Source organism: Maribacter sp. PR1, assembly GCF_028464145.1.
Taxonomy (GTDB): Bacteria; Bacteroidota; Bacteroidia; order Flavobacteriales; family Flavobacteriaceae; genus Maribacter.
The window spans coordinates 305,258-324,847 of sequence record NZ_JAQPCG010000006.1 but is presented as its reverse complement, the minus strand read 5'-3'; the positions used below and the strand labels follow the sequence as shown (position 1 = coordinate 324,847).

The following is a 19,590-nucleotide window of genomic DNA, read 5'->3' as shown; positions in this document are numbered from 1 at the left end:
TCAGTAATGCTTTGGAAGATACCCGTAGAGAGGGTGATCGAAATGTAAAAATTCGTTTCGCTATTATTTTAGTGGTTCTTATACTTATTTTCCTTTTTATAATTGATTTTGACCTTTCCATATTTTATTCCTGATAATGGCGGATATTATTAGACTCTTACCCGATCACGTTGCTAACCAAATTGCAGCGGGAGAAGTAGTTCAGCGACCGGCCTCCGTGGTAAAGGAGTTGCTGGAGAATGCCATTGATGCCCAAGCAAGTGATATACAGTTAATTGTAAAGGATGGAGGAAAAACCTTAATTCAGGTGGTCGATAATGGCATTGGTATGACCGAAACAGATGCCAGACTTAGTTTTGAACGTCATGCGACTTCCAAAATACAGAAGGCGGAAGATCTGTTTAATTTACATACCAAAGGTTTTAGAGGGGAGGCACTGGCGTCCATTGCTGCAATTTCACATGTAGAAATGATGACGCGAACCCAAGATGATGAGGTAGGAACCCATATTAAAATTGAAGGAAGTAAAATTGTAGGTCAGGAAGTTGCGGTGGTTCCCAAAGGTACTTCCATGTTAGTAAAAAATCTTTTTTTCAATATACCCGCCAGACGTAATTTTTTAAAGTCGGATCAAGTGGAGTTCCGCCATATAACGGATGAGTTTCACAGGGTGGCGTTGGCACATCCCCAAATTTCGTTCAGTTTTTATAATAATGGAAGTGATGTTTTTAATCTTCCAAACAATGATTTTAAAAAAAGAATCGTTCAGGTTTTTGGTAGGAAAACCAATGAAAAACTGGTTCCAATCAATGAGGAGACCAACGTGGTAAAAATATCTGGCTATATACAGAAGCCGGAATTTGCCAAGAAGAGCAGGGGGGAACAATTTTTTTTCGCAAACAATCGATTTATAAAAAGTCCGTATCTGCATCATGCCGTGTTGGGCGCTTTTGAAGGATTGATAAAATCGGGTACACATCCAGGTTATTTTATTCGTTTAGATGTTGACCCATCCACTATCGACATCAATATACATCCTACAAAAACTGAAGTAAAGTTTGATGATGAGCACACTTTATATGCTTATCTAAAATCGACCATAAAGCATAGTTTGGGGCAGTTCAATGTGGTTCCTTCACTTGATTTTGAAAAAGACCAAAACCTAGAAACTCCTTATGATTTTAAGAATAGATCGGCTGCCGTACCCGGCATAACGGTTGATTCTGATTTTAATCCCTTTAAGCAATCAGGAAGCTCAAGAGCATCAGGTTTTACAAAGACAAGTGCCAGAGGCTGGGAGAATATTTATCAGGGTCTCGATCGAAAAGTACCTAGTAGTGGATCTGGAATTATGGAAATGGAATCCGAAGAAATAAACAGTACTATCTTTGATTCGGATATAGAAACCCAAGACACCGTAACCACAACCTTTCAACTTAGAAAAAAATATATTGTATCGACCATAAAATCTGGAATGTTGATTATTAACCAGAGTAGAGCCCATCAGCGTGTGCTTTATGAAGGGTTTTTAAAAAATATCACCATACAAGAAGCGGTAAGTCAACAATTATTATTCCCTTTAACCCTTAATTTTACCAAGAGTGAGTTAGCCATCTTAAAGGAAATAAAAGAAAGTTTGTGTGCGGTTGGTTTTGTTTTTGGAGAAATGACCAATGAAACAGTTGAAGTAAAGGGTGTTCCCGTGGTCGTTACCGAAAGTGAAGTGCAAATGGTCATGGAACAACTCATTTCCGATTTTCAAATGGAAGTTTCCGAGGATAGTTTTTCCCAAGTGGATATGTTGGCCAAAACGCTGTCCAAAACACTATCCGTTAAGACCGGTGAGGTTTTGGATGAACTTTCACAGATTAGTTTGGTGAATAAGTTGTTCGCTTGCAAAGAAAGTACGTTAAGTCCTTTTAATAAAAGAACCTATACGACGATTACAGAAAATGATATTGATCGAAAATTTATTTAGATGAGCAGATTAACCGAGGCGATAAAACACTTATTGATTATCAATATTTTATTTTTTGTGGCCACTCAAATTTACGGGGACCAAATGTATCAATGGTTCTCCCTTTGGTTTCCGAAGAATGAAAACTTTGGTATTTGGCAGATAGTAACCCATATGTTTATGCATGGCGGTTTTATGCATATAGCATTTAATATGTATGCGCTATACGCCTTTGGAACACCGCTGGAACGAATGTGGGGACGGAACAAGTTTTTGTTCTTTTATTTTTCGGCAGGACTTGGTGCGGCATTGCTCCATACTGGGGTAAACTATTATTATTTTCAAGAAGGATTGAATGCAATTGTTAATTCGGGTGTTTCCGAAAGTACTGTCATGGAGATAGTATCTAGTGGACAATACAATACAGAATGGTACAATATAGCTGGTAAAACCACGATCGATAACTTTTTAAGTGCATATCATACCCCCGCGGTCGGGGCTTCTGGAGCAATTTATGGTATACTTGTCGCCTTTGGAATGTCTTATCCCAATAGCGAACTGTTTCTTTTGTTTCTGCCCGTACCTATCAAGGCAAAATATTTTATACCGGTATTGATTGCTTTGGACTTGTTCTCAGGGATAACGGGCTATGGTATTTTTGGTCAGGGTATAGCACATTTTGCCCATGTCGGAGGTGCTTTAGTTGGATTCTTGATGATGTGGTACTGGAAGAAGAATCAGTTTAACAATAATCGCTGGGATAGATAATGGCAGGAAACAATTTAAGATACCAGTTTGAGAGGTTGAGTGTGGCGGAAAAGCTTATCGCAGTCAACGTTGTTGTATTTATTGTAAATGCGCTTATCCCATTTTTATTGGGGATTTCTAAAAATACTATTGTACAGTGGTTTGAATTGCCAAATGATTTTTTTGCGTTTTTGGTTCAACCATGGTCTATTATTACCTATTCCTTTTTTCATGGTGGTTTGGGCCATTTGTTCTGGAATATGTTACTTATATTTTTCGTTGGAAGAATTTTTCTAAATCTTTTTGATGGACGACGATTTTTGAACGTTTATTTTTTGGGAGTGGTTCTTGGGGGGCTCTTTTTTATGTTTGGATACAATATTTTTCCTGCTTTTTTTAATGTTAGCGCTGCTTTGATAGGTGCTTCAGCCGGTGCTAGCGCCATCTTAATTTTCATATGCACTTATATACCCAACCAAGAGGTTAGGGTTATTTTCTTTAATGTTAAGCTATGGTATATCGGTGTCTTTGTAGTGGTAATGGATTTGATTCAGTTGCCAAGTGGTAATGCAGGAGGACATTTAGCCCATTTGGGCGGAGCGTTGCTAGGTTATTTATATGCTAACCAACTATTTAAAGGGAATGATATAGGGTCTGGTTTTTCAAAGCTTTTGGATGGTCTTACGAATATGTTTAAAAAATCTGAACGAAAGGCACCCATGAAAACTGTCTATAAGAATAAGCGTAAGAATACTACTGGTGGTAGTTCCAAAGATTATGATGCGCAAAGCAAACAGAAAAAGGTAGATGCCATTTTGGACAAAATTAGTAAGTCAGGATATGAAAGCCTTTCCAAGGCCGAAAAGGATTTTTTGTTCAAGGCCGGAAAGGAATAAAAATATTAGTGATGTCCTTTTGGAGTAAAACCGTATACGGGTTAAATATACTTTTTTCAGCTTTGCTATTTCTGGCTTGTGTAGTCCCTTATACCAAGTCTGCCAGTCTTTCATTTTTAAGTCTGACCGTTCCTTTATTGGTGCTGGTCAATCTTCTTTTTCTCTTGTATTGGTTAATGGTCTCTCCAAAAAGGGTATGGCTATCGTTTACCGTTTTAGCAGTGGGATATTTTGTTTTGGGTTCCTTTGTTCAGTTTAATTCTATGGACAAATCTGCATCGGAAAATGTATTGAAAGTGATGAGTTTTAATATCCAAGGTTTTGAGGGGCATCCAACAGAAATGACTAGGCCGAATATTCAAGTCTTTGAAGATTTTATTCAAAATCAAAATCCTGATATTATTTGTTTTCAGGAATTTGGTTATCGGCGGATATGGAAAAAATTATTTGTCAATTATCCCTATAGGTTTATAAATCGTCAAAAGTATTCGAAAGAAGCTGGGGTACTCATGGCAATATATTCAAAATATCCTATTGTTGATAAAGGAAACATAAATTTTCCTAACTCAGGGAATGGTGCAAGTTATGTCGATGTACTTTATAACAAGGATACGGTAAGAGTTTACAATTTACATTTAGAATCTTTAAAGGTGCGTCCAAGAAGTATTAAAAGGGAACGTTCTGATAGGCTATTGGGTCGATTAAGAAATTCGTTTGCCAAACAACAGGAACAGGCGGATTTGATTCGAAATCATATGGATTTAGTGAATTACAAAAAAATAGTTTGTGCAGATTTCAATAATACTCAGTATTCTTATGCTTATAACGCCGTCAAAAACGACATGAAAGATTCTTTTGAGGAAAAAGGTTTTGGTTATGGTAGAACAATTAATTTTTGGAAGTTTCCTTTAAGGATTGATTTTATTCTAACAGACCCCGGTATCGAGGTTTTAGAACATGAAAATTATAATGTGAAACTATCCGATCATGAGCCGATTATGGCCACCCTAAGAATAGGAGCGGATAAAGAAGCAGTCCGCTAGGTCGGCAATCATATGGAGTAAAAATGCTATTCCCCATATCCTTGTTCTTTGCCAAAACAACATCAAAATATAAACGAATATTGCCCCATAACTGTGCAGGGGGTGAAAGCCTATACTACAACGATTAGCGTCGAATAGGGGAGTGGCCAATAAGTGGTCTATATCAATTAGAATGGCCGAAATCAGTATCAGGCTAATCTTCCAAAAATGCGCTTTATAAAAAAGAAATGCCACTATAAAGGGCACTATGAAGTGAATTCCGTAATGTATAAAGAACCTAAGCATTTAGGCTGTTGATTTCAACATCCCTTAAATAGGTTGTAGTATTAGGTCCAAGATTGAAAAGTAGGTCCAAAATACTCAGGTTAGGGATGAAACCGTGTCGTTCGCCAAATACCTGAACGTATTCGGGTGCATCCAGTTTAATTTCTTTTTTCGCATTGACTAAAAACCGATTATCCATATCATAATTTAGTGCGTATTCCTTTGTCCGCTCTTCTGGAAATTCAATCTCTAGTAACTCACAAATAATTTCTATGGTCTTAAGGTTGAAATTAATTAGAAATTCAAACGGTGTTTCATACAAGGGTTTTATCTCATCTTCATAAAACTCAAAAAAGGGAGAGGTCCTATAGGCAGTTTCCAATGTTCTCCAGTGTAGGCGTTGCCAAGAATATGAATTATCAATCCTTACGTCTTTGTATTGTTGTCTTCCATGCTCACTTTTGGTGTGCAAAATGGGAATACTTAGCATATGTCTACCCCTGTCCGTACAGATATAGGCCCTATTTCTAAAAGTCTGTTTCTGGTAATTGTCATGATATTCCCATGTAACCTTTTCGGCGGTCATAAATATGCTGAAAAAGGCGGCATTTGGAAAATATGCAGGATGTAATACGGTCATTCTAATCTTATGGAATTACTTTGACTTTTTTCTTTTCCAAAACCAACTGCCCACGAAATAGGCGACCAAAAGAATAAGGAAATACTTAAAATAAGACTGTGGCTCTCCATCTCCATTCACGGTGGTGAAGATTCGGTTCCATCTAGGTCTCCAGTTAGAAATACTTTCCGTAAAATTATCAAAACTCATCCAAATAAAAATTGGAGTTCCTACAATATGATTTTCGGGAACGTATCCCCAAGCTCTACTGTCCTCGGAGTGATCTCTATTGTCACCCATCATCCAGTAATAGTCTTGCTTAAAGGTATAGGAGTCTACAATTTCTCCATTGAGACTTATTTGATTACCAGATATATCAATGGTATTGCCTTCATATTCCCTAATTATTTTTTTATAAAGTGGAAGCACTTTTAAACTTAAAGGAACTGTAGTCCCTTCCTTAGGTATGTAAATTGGCCCCATTTGACTGTAATTCCATGGATAGTCCGGACTTTGAGGAAAAAGGTTAATTCCTCTTTGTCCTTTAGGTATAATTTGTCGAACCACAGAATCAATACCAGAGTCATTTCTCAAGGTCTGCACCATCTCATCGGTTAAGGGAACTAAACGCTCCCGATCAGTAACCTCCTTTAACGATAATCGATATTTGCGAATGGTACCAGTTGGTATCCCGGAACTACCGGTATAGAGTTCCAATTGTCCATCGCCCAATTGATTATAACCTTTTATATAAGGGCTTATGGCTTGTACCTGTTCTTGGTTAACAGGTCCGGAAATATATTTTCTAGTAAAATCAGTTATCCCCAATTGATCGAATAATCTTGAAGAAACACCTTTTTGAGAGTAGACTAAATAATCGTATTGTGGTTTTGCACTTCCCGGCAGTTCCAGTTGTTTGCCGTTAACATGAACATAACCATCAATCACTTCGATTGAATCTCCGGGGATTCCAACACATCGTTTAACGTAGTTAGATTTCTTGTCTATTGGTTTTTTAACTCCTGCTTCCTTTCTAAAAAACTGTCTTACCGTATCCGCTGGCCAACTAAAAACTACAATATCGTTTCGTTCTACTTTGGTAAATCCAGGAAGACGAAAGTAAGGCAGTTGAGGCTTGTTGAGGTATGATTTAGTCCCGATAATAGGCAGAGTGTCGTGCACCATAGGTGCGGCAACCGTAGTCATCGGCGCCCTAGCACCATAGTGGAATTTGCTGACAAATAGGAAGTCACCAACCCTAAGGGTTCGCTCCAAAGAACCGGTTGGAATAACGTATGGCTGTATAAAGTAAGTGTGCACCAAGGTTGCCGCTACTACGGCGAAGACAATAGAACTTACCCATTCGCCAAGAGCCGTTCCCGGATGCAAACTCCTATTTTCAATGTATTTTACATCCAGCGCATAATTGACATAATAAATATAGAAACCAAGGGTAAGAACAACTAACCAGGACTCCACTAGACTATTTCTACCAAAACTCCTAATCGTTTCCACCCAGATTACTGGAAACATTAACAGATTAATAATAGGTATAAACAACAAAATCACCCACCATTTAGGCCTGTTGATGATTTGCATTAATATAATAGCATTATATATTGGAACTGCTGCTTCCCAAGCTTTTCTACCTGCTTTTACGTATAATTTCCATGTTCCAAGAAAATGAATTACTTGTATTATTAAGATGAAAATAATCCACTGGGTTCCATTCATGATGTTATAATTTTTGTACTTATGATCAAACCTTTATTGGTTCGATATTGATAGTATCTGTCTTATGTATTCTTTTTTGTTACGTTATTTAACCAAGGTTTAACACATCTTTCATAGTGAAGACACCTGTTTTCCCAAGTATCCATTCGGCAGCTATTACCGCACCCTGGGCAAATCCTTCTCTATTATGTGCCGTGTGTTTAATTTCTATACTGTCTACCGGGCTTTGATAATCAATAGAATGTGTTCCCGGTGTATCTCCAATCCTTTTGGCAGTAATTGATAATTGTTGATTACCACCTTGGTCTAGTTCCCAACCTGTATAATTAGAATTTTCAATAATACCTTCAGCCAAAGTAATAGCGGTTCCACTTGGGGCATCCAACTTTTGGGTATGATGAATTTCCTCCATAGAAACTTTATACTGAGAAAGGCTCTTCATCATTTTTGCTAAATATTCATTGAGTTCAAAAAAGATATTTACTCCTAAACTATAGTTTGAAGCGTAGATAAAAGCACCTTTTTTGTGCTTACAAAGTTGCACGACATCCCCATAGTTATCCAGCCAACCGGTTGTTCCGGAAATTATGGGAGTGTTGTTCTCCAGACATTTTGTAATATTTCCATAGGCGGCATCTGGTGTGCTAAAATCAATGGCGACATCAACATTGGTAAAGTCAATTTTCTCAGTACCTAAGTCAATCTTGGCGGTAATTTCATGTCCTTTCTCAATGGCAAGGCGCTCAATCATTTTTCCCATTTTACCGTAGCCAAATAGTGCTATCTTCATCCTTACAAATTTATTTCTCTATTACAATTCAGTTGTAATTTGCCATTTAACATCATGATTAAAATTTTATGGTTAATGCCATTCCGTACGTTGGATCGTTCGTGACGGAATTAAGGTCAAGAAAAGGTTCAAAATCAAAAGCTAATTCATCATCAATATTAAATTGCTTTAGGTGGGCATCCACATTGGCATCTATAATATTAAGGGCATATGCAGCAATGGCAACCACCAACCATAGATCACGGTCTCGTTGAAAACGTTCTTGCTGATTTTCTAAATCGTCCAAATCCAAATCCGGTGGAGCTCCAGAAGCATTGTCTCCATTAAGGTCATAAAACTCGTCATCTGTATATCCAGCCTGCCTCCTTTTAAAGGCGGTTCTGAACCGTTGGTAATTATCATTGTTCCAGGTATAGGCATAAATACTGCCTCCAATTGCCCCATATACGAGCGGTACTTTCCAATACCTTTTATTATAGATTTGACCTAGTCCAGGAAAAACTGCCGAATAGAAGGCGGCTTTACTTGGGGCCAAAGGATTTATATTTCTTTTCTTTTTTTGGGAAATTGAATCCTCTATGACCAAGACATCGGTACTTAATGAATTGGAAAGGCTGTCTACTTCTTTATTTTCTAGCACATCTTCTTCCTCTTGCGAATATGCTGAAAGAGCCAGAAAAAATAGTATAGAAGATATAGCTAGGAGTTTATGCACCCGTAATTAACTTTTTAATACGCTCAAATTCTTCCTTAGAATTAAAAGGTATGGAAATACTTCCTTTGGACTTTCCCGAAGTTTTAACATTGACACCTACGGATAAATGCTCTGCAATCTCTTTTACTCCCGATTTTATATATACTGGTGCTTCGTTTTTGGATGAAGTTTTACTGGGCGGCTTGGAAGTATCTTTCTGGTGATAGGTTTTAACGGCATTTTCCGTATCCCTAACCGAAAGGTTTTGACCCACTATCTTTTCATACAGTGAAATCTGGTCCTGCCGGTTATCGATATTTACTAAAGCTCTACCATGTCCCATACTTAAAAAACCATCGCGCATACCGGTTTGTATAATAGGGTCTAATTTTAGTAGTCTTAGGTAGTTCGCAATGGTCGAACGCTTTTTTCCAACACGATCACTAAGTTTCTCTTGGGTCAAATTTATCTCATCGATCAGCCTTTGGTAAGAAAGGGCTATTTCTATGGGGTCCAAATCTTGCCGCTGAATATTCTCCACCAAGGCCATTTCCAGTGACTCTTGGTCATTGGCAATACGTATATAGGCAGGAATAGTTTCCAAACCGACAAGTTTAGAGGCCCTAAACCTTCTCTCTCCGGAGACTAACTGATATTTATTGAAACCAAGTTTTCTTACCGTTATTGGTTGTATAACACCCAACTCCCTAATGGAGGTTGCGAGTTCCTGTAGTGTTTCGTCGTTGAAATTGGAACGGGGTTGAAATGGATTAACCTCAATATGTTCCAAATCCAATTCAATGATGTTTCCTACAACCTTATCGGCATTTTTATCCGTTGCAGATTGAATGTCATTATCGGGATCTTTCAATAAAGCTGAAAGACCTCTCCCCAAAGCTTGTTTTTTTACTGCTTTTGCCATCTTATACTGTCTGCTTATTTTTCTTTACTACCTCATTGGCTAGATTAAGATAGTTGGTAGCACCTTTGCTGGAGGCATCATATTTAATAATGCTTTCTCCATAACTAGGGGCTTCACTAAGTCTAACATTGCGCTGAATAATGGTTTCAAAGACCATATCCCCAAAATGTTTCTTAACTTCTTCCACTACTTGATTGGACAAGCGTAATCTGGAATCGTACATCGTTAATAGCATACCTTCGATATCCAATTGTGGATTATGGATTCTCTGAACGCTTTTAATGGTATTTAAAAGTTTACCCAAGCCTTCCAGGGCGAAGTATTCGCACTGAATGGGTATAATTACGGAATCCGCAGCGGTTAAGGCATTTAGCGTCAAAAGGCCTAAGGATGGTGCGCAGTCTATAAGAATATAGTCGTAATCATCCTTAAGTTCTATGATGGCTTTTTTCATCATATATTCCCTTTCTTCCTTATCAACCAATTCAATCTCAATAGCCACTAAGTCGATATGGGCTGGTATTAAATCTACATTAGGAGAAGTTGTAGGGATTACAGCTTCTTTAGCGGTTTTGGTATGTTCCAGTAGTTGGTAGGTTCCCAATTCAACACTTTCCACATCAATACCTAGTCCAGATGTTGCGTTCGCCTGGGGGTCGGCATCAATCAGTAAAACTTTCTTTTCCAGCACACCTAGCGAGGCAGCCAGATTAACCGTAGTTGTAGTCTTACCAACACCACCTTTCTGATTTGCAATAGCAATTATCTTGCCCATATTCAAAGTAAGTTAGGGTGTAAAAATACGATTATTTGTGGGGCTGTTAAAAGGATTTTGTTAACACTAGGTGAATAACCAAAAGCTTTTCATTAAAATAGCGTTAAAGTTTTATATATCAAAACTTTAGAATGAAAATGATAAAGGGGGTGGAAACTTAGTTTTGAGGACAGTTATTCGTTTTTTTTCTTCAATTTGAGACTATCCTCATATTCTATTAGGTAAATTTCCTCATTTTTTTTCTTTAGGTAATATTCCTCACGGGCAAATTTTTCCAACTCGTCTTCGTCGGATAATTTTTCGATTACCTCCTTGTCCTTGGCAATTTCCTTTTTTAGAAATTCCTGAGTTTTTTCCAGTTTATTGATTTCTCGCTTAAGTTCTAAATGAATCAATAAGGAGTTGGTATCGAAGAAGACCATCCATATTACAAAAACGGTGAGAACCAATACATAAATATTGGTCAGTACCTTAAACCACTTTTTCTTTTTAAGTTCCTTGAATCCCATTAAGCTTCTGCCAGTTTTTCATTAATAATGCTTCTTACAATTTCAACGGCAACTGTGTTGTATTTATTATTGGGAATGATAATATCGGCATACTCCTTTGTGGGTTCAATGAACTGATCGTGCATAGGTTTTATTACACGCTGATATTTATCCAAGGTTTCATCCAAGTTCCAACCTCTTTCGTTTACATCTCTTTTTAGTCTCCTTATCAGACGTTCGTCCGTATCCGCATGCACAAAAATTTTAATATCGCACATATTTCTTATTTCTGCATTGGTCAAAATAAGAATTCCCTCGACGATCATAACCTTTCTCGGGTGGGTAGGAACTGTCTTTTCTGTTCTATTACACTCTAAAAAAGAATATACGGGTTGTTCTATGGATTCACCGGATTTTAAAGTTTTTAAATGTTTTTCCAATAGTTTAAAATCTATGGAGTTTGGGTGGTCGAAATTTGTCTTTCGTCTTTCCTCCAAAGAAAGATGAGATAGGTCATTGTAATAGGAATCTTGTGAAATTACCCCAACTTCTTCATTCGGTAACTCATTAATGATTTGATTTACCACTGTGGTTTTACCACAGCCGGTACCTCCTGCAATTCCTATGATCAACATATTCGAAAAAATATTTAGATCAAAAATACATATTTGAACATCAAAATTGGCCAAAACTTAAAATTGAAGATTAGATAACGTTCCTTCTGGCTTTAAGCTTTATTTTTGCACCATGCAGAATGAAAATGTAAAACCTAATTTCGAGTTTGTCGCTTTAATGGCCTCATTAATGTCTATTGTCGCTTTAACGATAGATGCTTTGATACCGGCTATTTCAGATATTGGAATTGCCATAAATAGCTTGGACCCAACTCAGAACCAGTTGCTGATTATCATGATTTTTTTGGGTCTTGGGGTAGGACAACTTTTCTTTGGCCCGATATCCGACAGTTTGGGAAGAAAGCCAATCGTTTATATGGGTTTTGTAGTGTTTGCAATTGCCAGCGTCATATGTCTATTGGCTCCTAATTTGGAAATAATGATTATTGGTAGAATTCTTCAAGGGGTAGGGCTTTCGGCTCCTAGGACCATAAGTATTTCTATTATAAGGGATACGTATCGGGGAGATTACATGGCAAAAATAATGTCCTTTGTCACCGCCTTTTTTATCCTAATACCTGTAGTAGCGCCAGCTTTTGGCAAGGCAATTATGAGTTTTTCCGGATGGGAAGGTATTTTTTATGCCCAATTATTTTTTGCTTTGGTCGTTTGTATCTGGTTCTACAAAAGACAGGAGGAAACCTTAAAACCAGAATATAAGGTAGCTTTTAAAGCATCCGTATTCATTGAAGGAACTAAAGAGATATTTAGATACAGGGAAACCGTTTCATGTACAATAATTTCAGGGTTGATAACAGGTTCCTTTTTGGTTTATTTGAGTTCTGCGCAACATGTTTTTGAAGAGCTGTACGGACTTGCTGACAGCTTTACTTTAATTTTTGCTGGACTGGCTATTTCCATTGGTCTTTCTACCTTGATGAATGGTACTCTGGTACTTCGTTTTGGTATGAGAAACCTTTCATTTGTAGCACTTTCAACATATACGGCAATCGCGTTATTATATAGCGCGTTATTCTGGAACAGTCCTGATCCTAGTGTTCCTGTTTTACTCAGTTTTCTTTCGGTACTATTTTTATGTTTAGGTTTTATTTGGGGTAATATGCGATCCATTGCCATGGAGCCTATTGGTCATATCGCTGGGATTGGTGCCGCAATAACAGGTTTCGTTTCCACCGTATTGTCGATACCTATTTCCATATTTATTGGAAAATATATTACAGATTCTGTATGGGCCTTGTTCGCAGGTCTCGGGGTTTGTGGGTTACTTTCAGTGGCCCTGTTCATAGCATTTAAAACAAGACCACTCTTTGCCAGTAACCGGGCATATCAATAAATTTAAAGGGCATTGTCCATTATCTCCTGAACAATTTCAGGATTTAATAGGGTGCTGGTATCCCCAAGATTTGAAGTATCGTTACTTGCTATTTTCCGTAGTATCCTCCGCATGATTTTACCACTTCGTGTTTTCGGTAATCCTGATACAAATTGAATTTTGTCGAGTTTTGCAATGGGTCCAATCTGCTCTGTAATCTGTTGATTGATTTCCTTTCTTAGATTGTTCTTGTCCCTACCTTCACCAGTTTCTTTCAGGATTACGTATCCATAGAGGGCATTTCCCTTTACATCGTGAGGGAAACCAACAATAGCAGATTCTGCCACAGCAGGATGCTCATTTATGGAATCCTCGATGGGAGCGGTTCCCAAGTTATGTCCAGAAACGATGATTACATCATCCACCCTTCCTGTAATACGGTAATAGCCTACGGCATCCCTTAATGCACCATCGCCCGTAAAATACATATTCTCATAGGCCGTAAAGTAGGTGTCTCTATACCTTTCATGATTTCCCCAAATAGTTCTGGCTATGGAAGGCCAAGGAAATTTTATGCATAATCTACCTTCCACTTGGTTGCCTTTAATTTCCTCAGCATTTTCGTCCATCAGCGCCGGTTGAATACCAATGAAAGGTAAAGTTGCGTATGTTGGGGTCGTTGGAGTAACATAGGGTATAGGGCTTATCATAATACCGCCTGTTTCGGTTTGCCACCAAGTATCTACGATAGGACTGTTTTTTTTACCTACATTATTGTTATACCAATGCCAAGCTTCTTCGTTGATAGGTTCTCCAACCGAGCCTAGGACTTTAAGGCTGGATAAATCATACTTTTCAACGAACTCCAAGTTCTCTTTGGCCAAAGCTCTTATGGCCGTTGGTGCTGTATAAAATTGGGTCACTTTATGTTTTTGGACGACTTCCCAAAAGCGCCCATAATCAGGGTAGGAGGGAACACCTTCGAACATAACCGTGGTTGCTCCATTAGCTAGTGGACCATAAACAATATAGGAGTGACCCGTAATCCACCCAATATCTGCAGTACACCAATACACATCGTGCTCTCTATATTGAAATATATTTTTGAAGGTATATGCCGTATAGACCATATATCCCGCAGTGGTATGTACCATGCCTTTTGGTCTGCCCGTTGAGCCGGAAGTATAAAGAATAAATAACGGGTCCTCTGCATCCATAATTTCGGCTACATTATCTCCATAAGCCTCGTCCAATAAAGGTTGCAACCAATGATCTCTATCGGGAACCATTTCAATGGTACTATTGATTCTTTTGGCTACCAAAACATTTTCAATTCCAGGGCAAGCTTCAAGTGCTTTATCCACAATCCCCTTTAAATCTATGGTTTTGGACCCTCTATAGGAACCATCGGAGGTAATGGCTAATTTACAATCAGAATCGTTTATTCGTGTAGCCAGAGCATTGGAAGAAAAACCAGCGAAGACCACCGAATGAATTGCCCCAATACGGGCACAGGCCAATACGGAAATTGCCAATTCCGGGATCATGGGCAAATAGATACAAACGCGATCTCCTTTTTTGATTCCTTTTTCCAAAAGTACATTGGCCATTTTACACACACGTTCATGTAATTGTCTGTAGGTAATATACTCTGCCTCTTCCTTTGGGTCGTTCGGTTCAAAAATAATAGCCGTTTTATTTCCCCGTGTAGGTATATGCCTATCCAGACAATTTTCGGTGATGTTCAATTGGGCACCTTCAAACCACTTAATTTCAGGTTTGGAAAAATCCCAACTCAATACATTATCCCATCTTTTTCGCCATACAAAATGCTCCTCGGCTATTTCTTCCCAAAAGGCTTCTGGATTTCGTACCGACTTTCTATAGACTTGATAATATTCCTCTAAATGTTTGATGTGATAGTTACTCATTTCTAAATTCTGATTTCAACTAAAATAATAAATAATTAATGATCTGTTGCTTCACCTGCTCCGCTTGGTATTCTAATATCTTCTACTATTTCTTGCACATTTTCTGGTGGCGGTGGGGTGAATTTCATAATCGTAATGGAGACTAAAAAGTTGACCACCATGGCAATACTTCCAAATCCTTCTGGAGATATCCCAAACCACCAATCCTCCGATGTACCTCCCCCGAACCAGTCAAATTTAAATTTTGTCATATAAAATAACATTAAAAGAGTACCTACGACCATTCCGGCGATAGCACCTTCCTTGTTCATTTTTTTATAAAAAATACCCAGTACGATAGCCGGAAAAAATGAAGCAGCGGCAAGACCAAAAGCCAAGGCTACCACTGCGGCAACAAAGCCCGGGGGATTAATTCCGAAGTACCCAGCGATTACGACAGCTACGGTAGCCGCCATACGAGCTGCCCATAATTCTCCTTTATCGGAAATATTCGGTTTAAATACTTTTTTAATAAGATCATGGGATACGGAGGCCGAAATAACCAGTAATAATCCGGCGGCAGTTGACAAGGCAGCGGCTAAACCACCTGCAGCTACTAAAGCTATTACCCACGGTGGTAAATTTGCAATTTCTGGATTGGCCAATACCATAATGTCTCGATCCACGATTAACTCATTTTTATTGGCATCGGCAACATATTGGATTTTACCGTCCTTATTCTTGTCCTCAAATGTTAGCAATCCAGTGGTTTCCCAATTCGTAAACCAAGCCGGCATTTCACTGTATTCTTTTTCACTCACAGTTTTAATCATATTGGTCCTTGCAAAAACCGATACTGCGGGCGCTGTGGTATAAAGAATGGCAATAAGTAACAATGCCAAACCGGCAGATTTTCTGGCGTCCTTTACTCTTTTCACGGTAAAGAAACGCACGATAACGTGGGGTAAGCCGGCCGTACCTACCATCAAGGCCAAAGTAATGGCAAAAACATCTGCGATTGATTTTGTGCCATCTGTATAGGCGTTAAAACCTAATTCGGTTGAAAGTCCGTCCAATTTATCCAGTAAAAAGGTAGCTGAACCATCCGATAGTTTGGACCCCATACCCAATTGAGGAATTGGATTACCCGTCATCTGAATCGAAATAAAAATGGCCGGTACCATAAAGGCAAATATGAGGACGCAGTATTGAGCCACTTGCGTGTAGGTTATACCTTTCATTCCTCCTAGAACTGCATAAAATAGCACGATTATCATCCCAATTATTACACCTGTATTTATATCGACCTCCAAGAATCTGGAAAACACTACGCCAACCCCTCGCATTTGACCCGCTACATAAGTAAAAGAAACGATAAGTGCACAAATCACCGCAACAATCCTTGCCGTTTTGGAGTAATAGCGATCTCCAATAAAATCAGGGACCGTAAACTTTCCGAACTTCCTGAGATACGGCGCCAATAATAATGCTAAAAGTACATAACCGCCAGTCCATCCCATTAGGTAAACGGAGCCATCATATCCAGCAAAAGCTATAATACCCGCCATAGAGATAAAAGAGGCAGCCGACATCCAGTCTGCTGCAGTGGCCATTCCATTGGCCAGAGGGGAAACACCACCTCCTGCAACATAGAAGTCCTTGGTGGAGCCGGCTCGTGACCAAATTGCTATCCCTATATATAAGGCGAAAGTTATTCCTACTAATAGATACGTCCAGATTTGAACACTCATAATTTTGTGGTTTGATCGGTTGACCTAAATATGGATTTTTACTTTATTGAATGATTTAACTTATTCATTATAACCATATTTTTTGTCCAACTTATTCATAAGGTGAACATAAACGAAAATAAGTATCACGAATACATAAATTGAACCCTGTTGTGCAAACCAAAAGCCGAGTTTAAAACCACCTATTTTAATAGAGTCAAGTGCATTTTTGAACAGAATTCCTGCCCCATAGGATACCAGAAACCAAATGGTTAATAGAATAAATAGATACTTAACGTTTTCTTTCCAGTAAGCAGTAGCCTTCTTTTGTTTGTCCGACATTTTTAGGAATTATCTAATTTGCATAGAAATTTAGTGAAAATACTTTAGTTAGGTAAGAAAATAACACCACTTGAGGAATCTCTTTTAGCACCTGTTACCGTTTTAAGCACATTGATTTCCCTTTCAGACCTTAGTACTCCCATAAATGCAAAAACGAGTGCCTCCTTAAATTCTATTAATATCTTTTCTGGAACTACCACTTCAATTTTAGAATCCAATTTTTGTTTTAAAGTTTCAATAAGAAAAGTATTTAGGGCCCCTCCTCCGGTGACGAATAATTTTTGATGGTTTTTATTAGCATTCAAGGCCACTTGTTGGGCAATTTTTTCACAGATGTGATGTACTGAGGTGTGGAGTAGATTTTCGGTGCTATCCTTGGTTACATCTACGATGGGCACCACCTCCTCCAAAAACCACTCATACCCTATGGATTTAGGGTGAGGAAGTAGGTAATAGGATAAATCGTTCAATTTTTTTAACATCTTTGGATTAATAGTGCCCGATCTGGCAAGTGTTCCATTTTCATCGTAATCCAAATCTATTTTTCTGGTGATATAATTCAATATCATATTGGCAAGTCCTATATCATAGGCTATACGCCTTCCTTTCAATTCAAAAGAAATATTACTGATCCCACCTAGATTTAGACAAAAATCATATTCACCAAAAAGAAGGCGATCTCCTATGGGTACCAAGGGTGCGCCTTGACCACCCAAGGCCAAATCGTTGCTTCTAAAATCGGATATGACAGTTTTTTTTGAAGCATTGGCCAAATGTTGCCCACAACCCAATTGAAAGGTAACTCCTAGCTCTGGTCTATGATGAGAGGTATGTCCGTGGCTTGCAATAAAATCTACCTCCAAATTAGTTTCAGAAATAAAATTCAATGCTTGTTCTCCAAGCCAGGTACCGTAATTATTATGAAGTTGAATTAGTTTTTCCGCAGATAAATGAATAGCGTCTTTGAGTTCCTTTTGCATTTCTGAGCTATAGGAAATACTTTTTGTGTTCTTAATTTCGAACTCCCATTTGTTTTTTTTGTTCCAGAAATGACAATACGCAAGGTCGAGTCCATCCAGGGAGGTTCCCGACATCATTCCAATTATTTTATATGTTTTCATTTTATTCCAATTAGGACTTAGGTTAAATGAATCAATTTTAAATTTTTATATTAAAGAAACCGGTAATTCCCCTTTTGCCTTAATCCTTCCCTGAAAATGATTAGCGGCAACATCTTGAAACTCCTTAAAATCTTGATACACAATTACAGTGGCAAGTGATTTATCGGTCTCAAAGAGTTTAAGTGCATATGGGTTTCCAAAATGGTATAGCACTACGTTTTTAGATGAAATCATGTTATTGATAAATTCGATTTCCTTATCCAAAAAACCAAAATTGCTGGCTGGTTTTACTTTAGGTGGGGTAAGTAATAACAAGATATTTTGTTCTTCCTGTATTTCCTTTTCAGCAGTTTTTAGGAACTCAAGAATTTCAATTGCGTTTTGATTAACATCTTTTCGTTCAAGGGTAAGTGTACAAAATGAAGTGTTACTAAATTTTTCAATGGTATTTTCTTTTCCGTGGTATAATGTTATACTTTCCTCTGCTATATTCCTGTTCAATTTAGAATGACCGTAGCGCTCCCCAAGCTTATTTAGTATAGGATTTTTAATGGCCTTGCGTTTCAAATTCCAAACCCTGGAAAAAGTTTCCTCAATTTGTTGCGTAGAGCTGTTCTTGGTAATGCTTTGGATACCTTCTTTTACATGCTCTGAAAAACATAAAACATCATTCCCGGCATCATAGGCCAACCATTCCAATTCGCCCGGTACAGGGTAGTCTTTCGATACGGCATGCATGTTTAAGGCGTCTGAAATAACAACACCTGTATATCTCATTTCCTCTCTTAAAAATCCCGTTATTATTTCCTTTGAAATACTTGCCGGAGTTTCATTTCCATTGGCCAAAGCAGGAATGGAAAGATGACCCACCATTACTGAATCTACTCCTTCTTCAATAATTTTTTGATAAGGGTAGAGTTCATTTTGGAGCAGTTCTTCTTTAGACTTGTTGATTATCGGAATTCCCAGATGTGAATCCACAGCGGTATCTCCATGACCGGGAAAATGTTTAATACTGGTTAAAACTCCTAAACTTTCGGTCCCTCTGATAAATGCCGCCGCTTTGGTATAGACCTGCTCCCTATTATCACCGAACGATCGGTACCCAATAACGGGGTTATTTGGGTTGTTGTTAATATCAACGACGGGTGCTAAATTCCAATGAATACCTGCACTAATGCAATCTCTAGCAATATTTCTTCCAACCTCGTAGATTAGTTCATCATCATCATTCACTATTGCACCCAGTGTTATTGCATACGGATATTGGGGGGTATTTTCAATACGCATGGCCAATCCCCATTCAGCATCAATGGCAATTAATAATGGATATTTCGAGGCCGCTTGATATCTTTTTATTAAGCCTTTAAGGGTTTTTAAACTCGCTTCATTTCTAACAACCTTTTTTTTGCCTTCAAAATTGGTCGCAGCGCTGGCTCTGGAATGAAAGAAACAAATACCGCCGATTCCATGTTTTTTGATCAATGTCTCCAAGGCCTTAATTTCTTCCTCAGTATCATTGATGAATGCCGCAGGCATAAAAAACTGACCTATTTTTTCAATGGTGCTCAATTCAGTTTTAGCAATATCCAAAGGCGGAATTTTATTCAT

19 protein-coding genes are annotated in these 19,590 nt (G+C 38.2%); 5 read left to right on the top strand and 14 right to left on the bottom strand.

Features of this window, described 5'->3' with window-relative positions; translation table 11 throughout:
- Nucleotides 1-136: 136 nt before the first annotated feature.
- From mutL to PP182_RS14125, 4 genes are read left to right on the top strand one after another with little or no spacing between them, the layout of a single operon-like run.
- Nucleotides 137-1,978 carry a DNA mismatch repair endonuclease MutL gene (gene mutL, locus PP182_RS14140; RefSeq protein ID WP_272651918.1) on the top strand — a complete coding sequence of 614 codons (1,842 nt, stop codon included), beginning with the start codon at nucleotides 137-139 and terminating at the stop codon, nucleotides 1,976-1,978.
- Nucleotides 1,979-2,725: a rhomboid family intramembrane serine protease gene (locus tag PP182_RS14135; protein WP_272651917.1), complete on the top strand. Its 747-nt coding sequence runs from the start codon at nucleotides 1,979-1,981 to the stop codon at nucleotides 2,723-2,725.
- Entirely contained in the window at nucleotides 2,725-3,600 is an 876-nt protein-coding gene (locus tag PP182_RS14130) for a rhomboid family intramembrane serine protease (RefSeq protein ID WP_272651916.1), read from the top strand. Before PP182_RS14135 ends, PP182_RS14130 begins: the two co-directional genes overlap by 1 nt.
- A gap of 11 nt (nucleotides 3,601-3,611) precedes the next feature.
- Nucleotides 3,612-4,643, top strand: coding sequence for an endonuclease/exonuclease/phosphatase family protein (locus tag PP182_RS14125; protein ID WP_272651915.1), 1,032 nt, complete (start codon nucleotides 3,612-3,614; stop codon nucleotides 4,641-4,643).
- Here the strand turns inward: PP182_RS14125 and PP182_RS14120 are convergent.
- The 9 genes from PP182_RS14120 to udk form a co-directional block, all read right to left on the bottom strand.
- The gene (locus PP182_RS14120; RefSeq protein WP_272651914.1) at nucleotides 4,608-4,928 is read right to left on the bottom strand and encodes a DUF6122 family protein; all 321 of its coding nucleotides are present in this window, start codon (nucleotides 4,926-4,928) and stop codon (nucleotides 4,608-4,610) included. The genes PP182_RS14125 and PP182_RS14120 overlap by 36 nt on opposite strands.
- Nucleotides 4,921-5,547: a WbqC family protein gene (locus PP182_RS14115; protein WP_272651913.1), complete on the bottom strand. Its 627-nt coding sequence runs from the start codon at nucleotides 5,545-5,547 to the stop codon at nucleotides 4,921-4,923. The genes PP182_RS14120 and PP182_RS14115 overlap by 8 nt, the downstream gene beginning before the upstream one ends.
- A gap of 15 nt (nucleotides 5,548-5,562) precedes the next feature.
- Complete coding sequence (gene lepB, locus PP182_RS14110) at nucleotides 5,563-7,260, bottom strand: signal peptidase I (protein ID WP_272651912.1); 1,698 nt, start codon at nucleotides 7,258-7,260, stop codon at nucleotides 5,563-5,565.
- An 88-nt stretch (nucleotides 7,261-7,348) separates the two neighbouring features.
- A complete protein-coding gene (gene dapB, locus PP182_RS14105; protein WP_272651911.1) occupies nucleotides 7,349-8,050 on the bottom strand; it encodes a 4-hydroxy-tetrahydrodipicolinate reductase in 702 nt (233 codons plus the stop codon).
- Nucleotides 8,051-8,108: 58 nt separating this feature from the next.
- Nucleotides 8,109-8,765: a DUF5683 domain-containing protein gene (locus PP182_RS14100; RefSeq protein ID WP_272651910.1), complete on the bottom strand. Its 657-nt coding sequence runs from the start codon at nucleotides 8,763-8,765 to the stop codon at nucleotides 8,109-8,111.
- Nucleotides 8,758-9,666 (bottom strand): ParB/RepB/Spo0J family partition protein, encoded by a 909-nt coding sequence (locus tag PP182_RS14095; protein WP_272651909.1) that lies wholly within the window; start codon nucleotides 9,664-9,666, stop codon nucleotides 8,758-8,760. The genes PP182_RS14100 and PP182_RS14095 overlap by 8 nt, the downstream gene beginning before the upstream one ends.
- A 1-nt stretch (nucleotide 9,667) precedes the next feature.
- Complete coding sequence (locus tag PP182_RS14090; protein ID WP_272651908.1) at nucleotides 9,668-10,441, bottom strand: ParA family protein; 774 nt, start codon at nucleotides 10,439-10,441, stop codon at nucleotides 9,668-9,670.
- 173 nt (nucleotides 10,442-10,614) lie between these two features.
- Nucleotides 10,615-10,950 (bottom strand): FtsB family cell division protein, encoded by a 336-nt coding sequence (locus PP182_RS14085; RefSeq protein WP_272651907.1) that lies wholly within the window; start codon nucleotides 10,948-10,950, stop codon nucleotides 10,615-10,617.
- Nucleotides 10,950-11,564, bottom strand: coding sequence for a uridine kinase (udk, locus tag PP182_RS14080; protein WP_272651906.1), 615 nt, complete (start codon nucleotides 11,562-11,564; stop codon nucleotides 10,950-10,952). Before udk ends, PP182_RS14085 begins: the two co-directional genes overlap by 1 nt.
- Before the next feature lie 112 nt (nucleotides 11,565-11,676).
- On the opposite strand from udk, the gene PP182_RS14075 reads away from it, so the two are divergent.
- Entirely contained in the window at nucleotides 11,677-12,897 is a 1,221-nt protein-coding gene (locus tag PP182_RS14075) for a multidrug effflux MFS transporter (RefSeq protein WP_272651905.1), read from the top strand.
- Nucleotides 12,898-12,899: 2 nt separating this feature from the next.
- Here the strand turns inward: PP182_RS14075 and acs are convergent, their stop codons facing one another.
- From acs to PP182_RS14050, 5 genes are read right to left on the bottom strand one after another with little or no spacing between them, the layout of a single operon-like run.
- On the bottom strand, nucleotides 12,900-14,807 hold the full coding sequence (gene acs, locus PP182_RS14070; RefSeq protein WP_272651904.1) for an acetate--CoA ligase: 1,908 nt from the start codon (nucleotides 14,805-14,807) through the stop codon (nucleotides 12,900-12,902).
- 35 nt (nucleotides 14,808-14,842) lie between these two features.
- Nucleotides 14,843-16,537 (bottom strand): sodium:solute symporter family protein, encoded by a 1,695-nt coding sequence (locus PP182_RS14065; RefSeq protein ID WP_272651903.1) that lies wholly within the window; start codon nucleotides 16,535-16,537, stop codon nucleotides 14,843-14,845.
- A gap of 60 nt (nucleotides 16,538-16,597) precedes the next feature.
- Nucleotides 16,598-16,858 carry a DUF4212 domain-containing protein gene (locus tag PP182_RS14060; RefSeq protein WP_272651902.1) on the bottom strand — a complete coding sequence of 87 codons (261 nt, stop codon included), beginning with the start codon at nucleotides 16,856-16,858 and terminating at the stop codon, nucleotides 16,598-16,600.
- Between the two features lie 44 nt (nucleotides 16,859-16,902).
- Nucleotides 16,903-17,979 (bottom strand): anhydro-N-acetylmuramic acid kinase, encoded by a 1,077-nt coding sequence (locus tag PP182_RS14055; protein ID WP_272651901.1) that lies wholly within the window; start codon nucleotides 17,977-17,979, stop codon nucleotides 16,903-16,905.
- A 45-nt stretch (nucleotides 17,980-18,024) separates the two neighbouring features.
- The gene (locus tag PP182_RS14050; protein WP_272651900.1) at nucleotides 18,025-19,590 is read right to left on the bottom strand and encodes a glycoside hydrolase family 3 protein; all 1,566 of its coding nucleotides are present in this window, start codon (nucleotides 19,588-19,590) and stop codon (nucleotides 18,025-18,027) included.

What these genes read in the sequence shown, in the direction of transcription:
- PP182_RS14055 (WP_272651901.1), bottom strand. Translation starts at nt 17,979, where the DNA reads ATGAAAACATATAAAATAATTGGAATGATGTCGGGAACCTCCCTGGAT.
- acs (WP_272651904.1), bottom strand. Translation starts at nt 14,807, where the DNA reads ATGAGTAACTATCACATCAAACATTTAGAGGAATATTATCAAGTCTAT.
- PP182_RS14120 (WP_272651914.1), bottom strand. Translation starts at nt 4,928, where the DNA reads ATGCTTAGGTTCTTTATACATTACGGAATTCACTTCATAGTGCCCTTT.
- PP182_RS14135 (WP_272651917.1), top strand. Translation starts at nt 1,979, where the DNA reads ATGAGCAGATTAACCGAGGCGATAAAACACTTATTGATTATCAATATT.
- PP182_RS14050 (WP_272651900.1), bottom strand. Translation starts at nt 19,590, where the DNA reads ATGAATAAAATTCCGCCTTTGGATATTGCTAAAACTGAATTGAGCACC.
- PP182_RS14090 (WP_272651908.1), bottom strand. Translation starts at nt 10,441, where the DNA reads ATGGGCAAGATAATTGCTATTGCAAATCAGAAAGGTGGTGTTGGTAAG.
- PP182_RS14115 (WP_272651913.1), bottom strand. Translation starts at nt 5,547, where the DNA reads ATGACCGTATTACATCCTGCATATTTTCCAAATGCCGCCTTTTTCAGC.
- PP182_RS14095 (WP_272651909.1), bottom strand. Translation starts at nt 9,666, where the DNA reads ATGGCAAAAGCAGTAAAAAAACAAGCTTTGGGGAGAGGTCTTTCAGCT.
- udk (WP_272651906.1), bottom strand. Translation starts at nt 11,564, where the DNA reads ATGTTGATCATAGGAATTGCAGGAGGTACCGGCTGTGGTAAAACCACA.
- lepB (WP_272651912.1), bottom strand. Translation starts at nt 7,260, where the DNA reads ATGAATGGAACCCAGTGGATTATTTTCATCTTAATAATACAAGTAATT.
- PP182_RS14130 (WP_272651916.1), top strand. Translation starts at nt 2,725, where the DNA reads ATGGCAGGAAACAATTTAAGATACCAGTTTGAGAGGTTGAGTGTGGCG.
- PP182_RS14125 (WP_272651915.1), top strand. Translation starts at nt 3,612, where the DNA reads ATGTCCTTTTGGAGTAAAACCGTATACGGGTTAAATATACTTTTTTCA.
- mutL (WP_272651918.1), top strand. Translation starts at nt 137, where the DNA reads ATGGCGGATATTATTAGACTCTTACCCGATCACGTTGCTAACCAAATT.
- PP182_RS14060 (WP_272651902.1), bottom strand. Translation starts at nt 16,858, where the DNA reads ATGTCGGACAAACAAAAGAAGGCTACTGCTTACTGGAAAGAAAACGTT.
- PP182_RS14065 (WP_272651903.1), bottom strand. Translation starts at nt 16,537, where the DNA reads ATGAGTGTTCAAATCTGGACGTATCTATTAGTAGGAATAACTTTCGCC.
- PP182_RS14085 (WP_272651907.1), bottom strand. Translation starts at nt 10,950, where the DNA reads ATGGGATTCAAGGAACTTAAAAAGAAAAAGTGGTTTAAGGTACTGACC.
- dapB (WP_272651911.1), bottom strand. Translation starts at nt 8,050, where the DNA reads ATGAAGATAGCACTATTTGGCTACGGTAAAATGGGAAAAATGATTGAG.
- PP182_RS14075 (WP_272651905.1), top strand. Translation starts at nt 11,677, where the DNA reads ATGCAGAATGAAAATGTAAAACCTAATTTCGAGTTTGTCGCTTTAATG.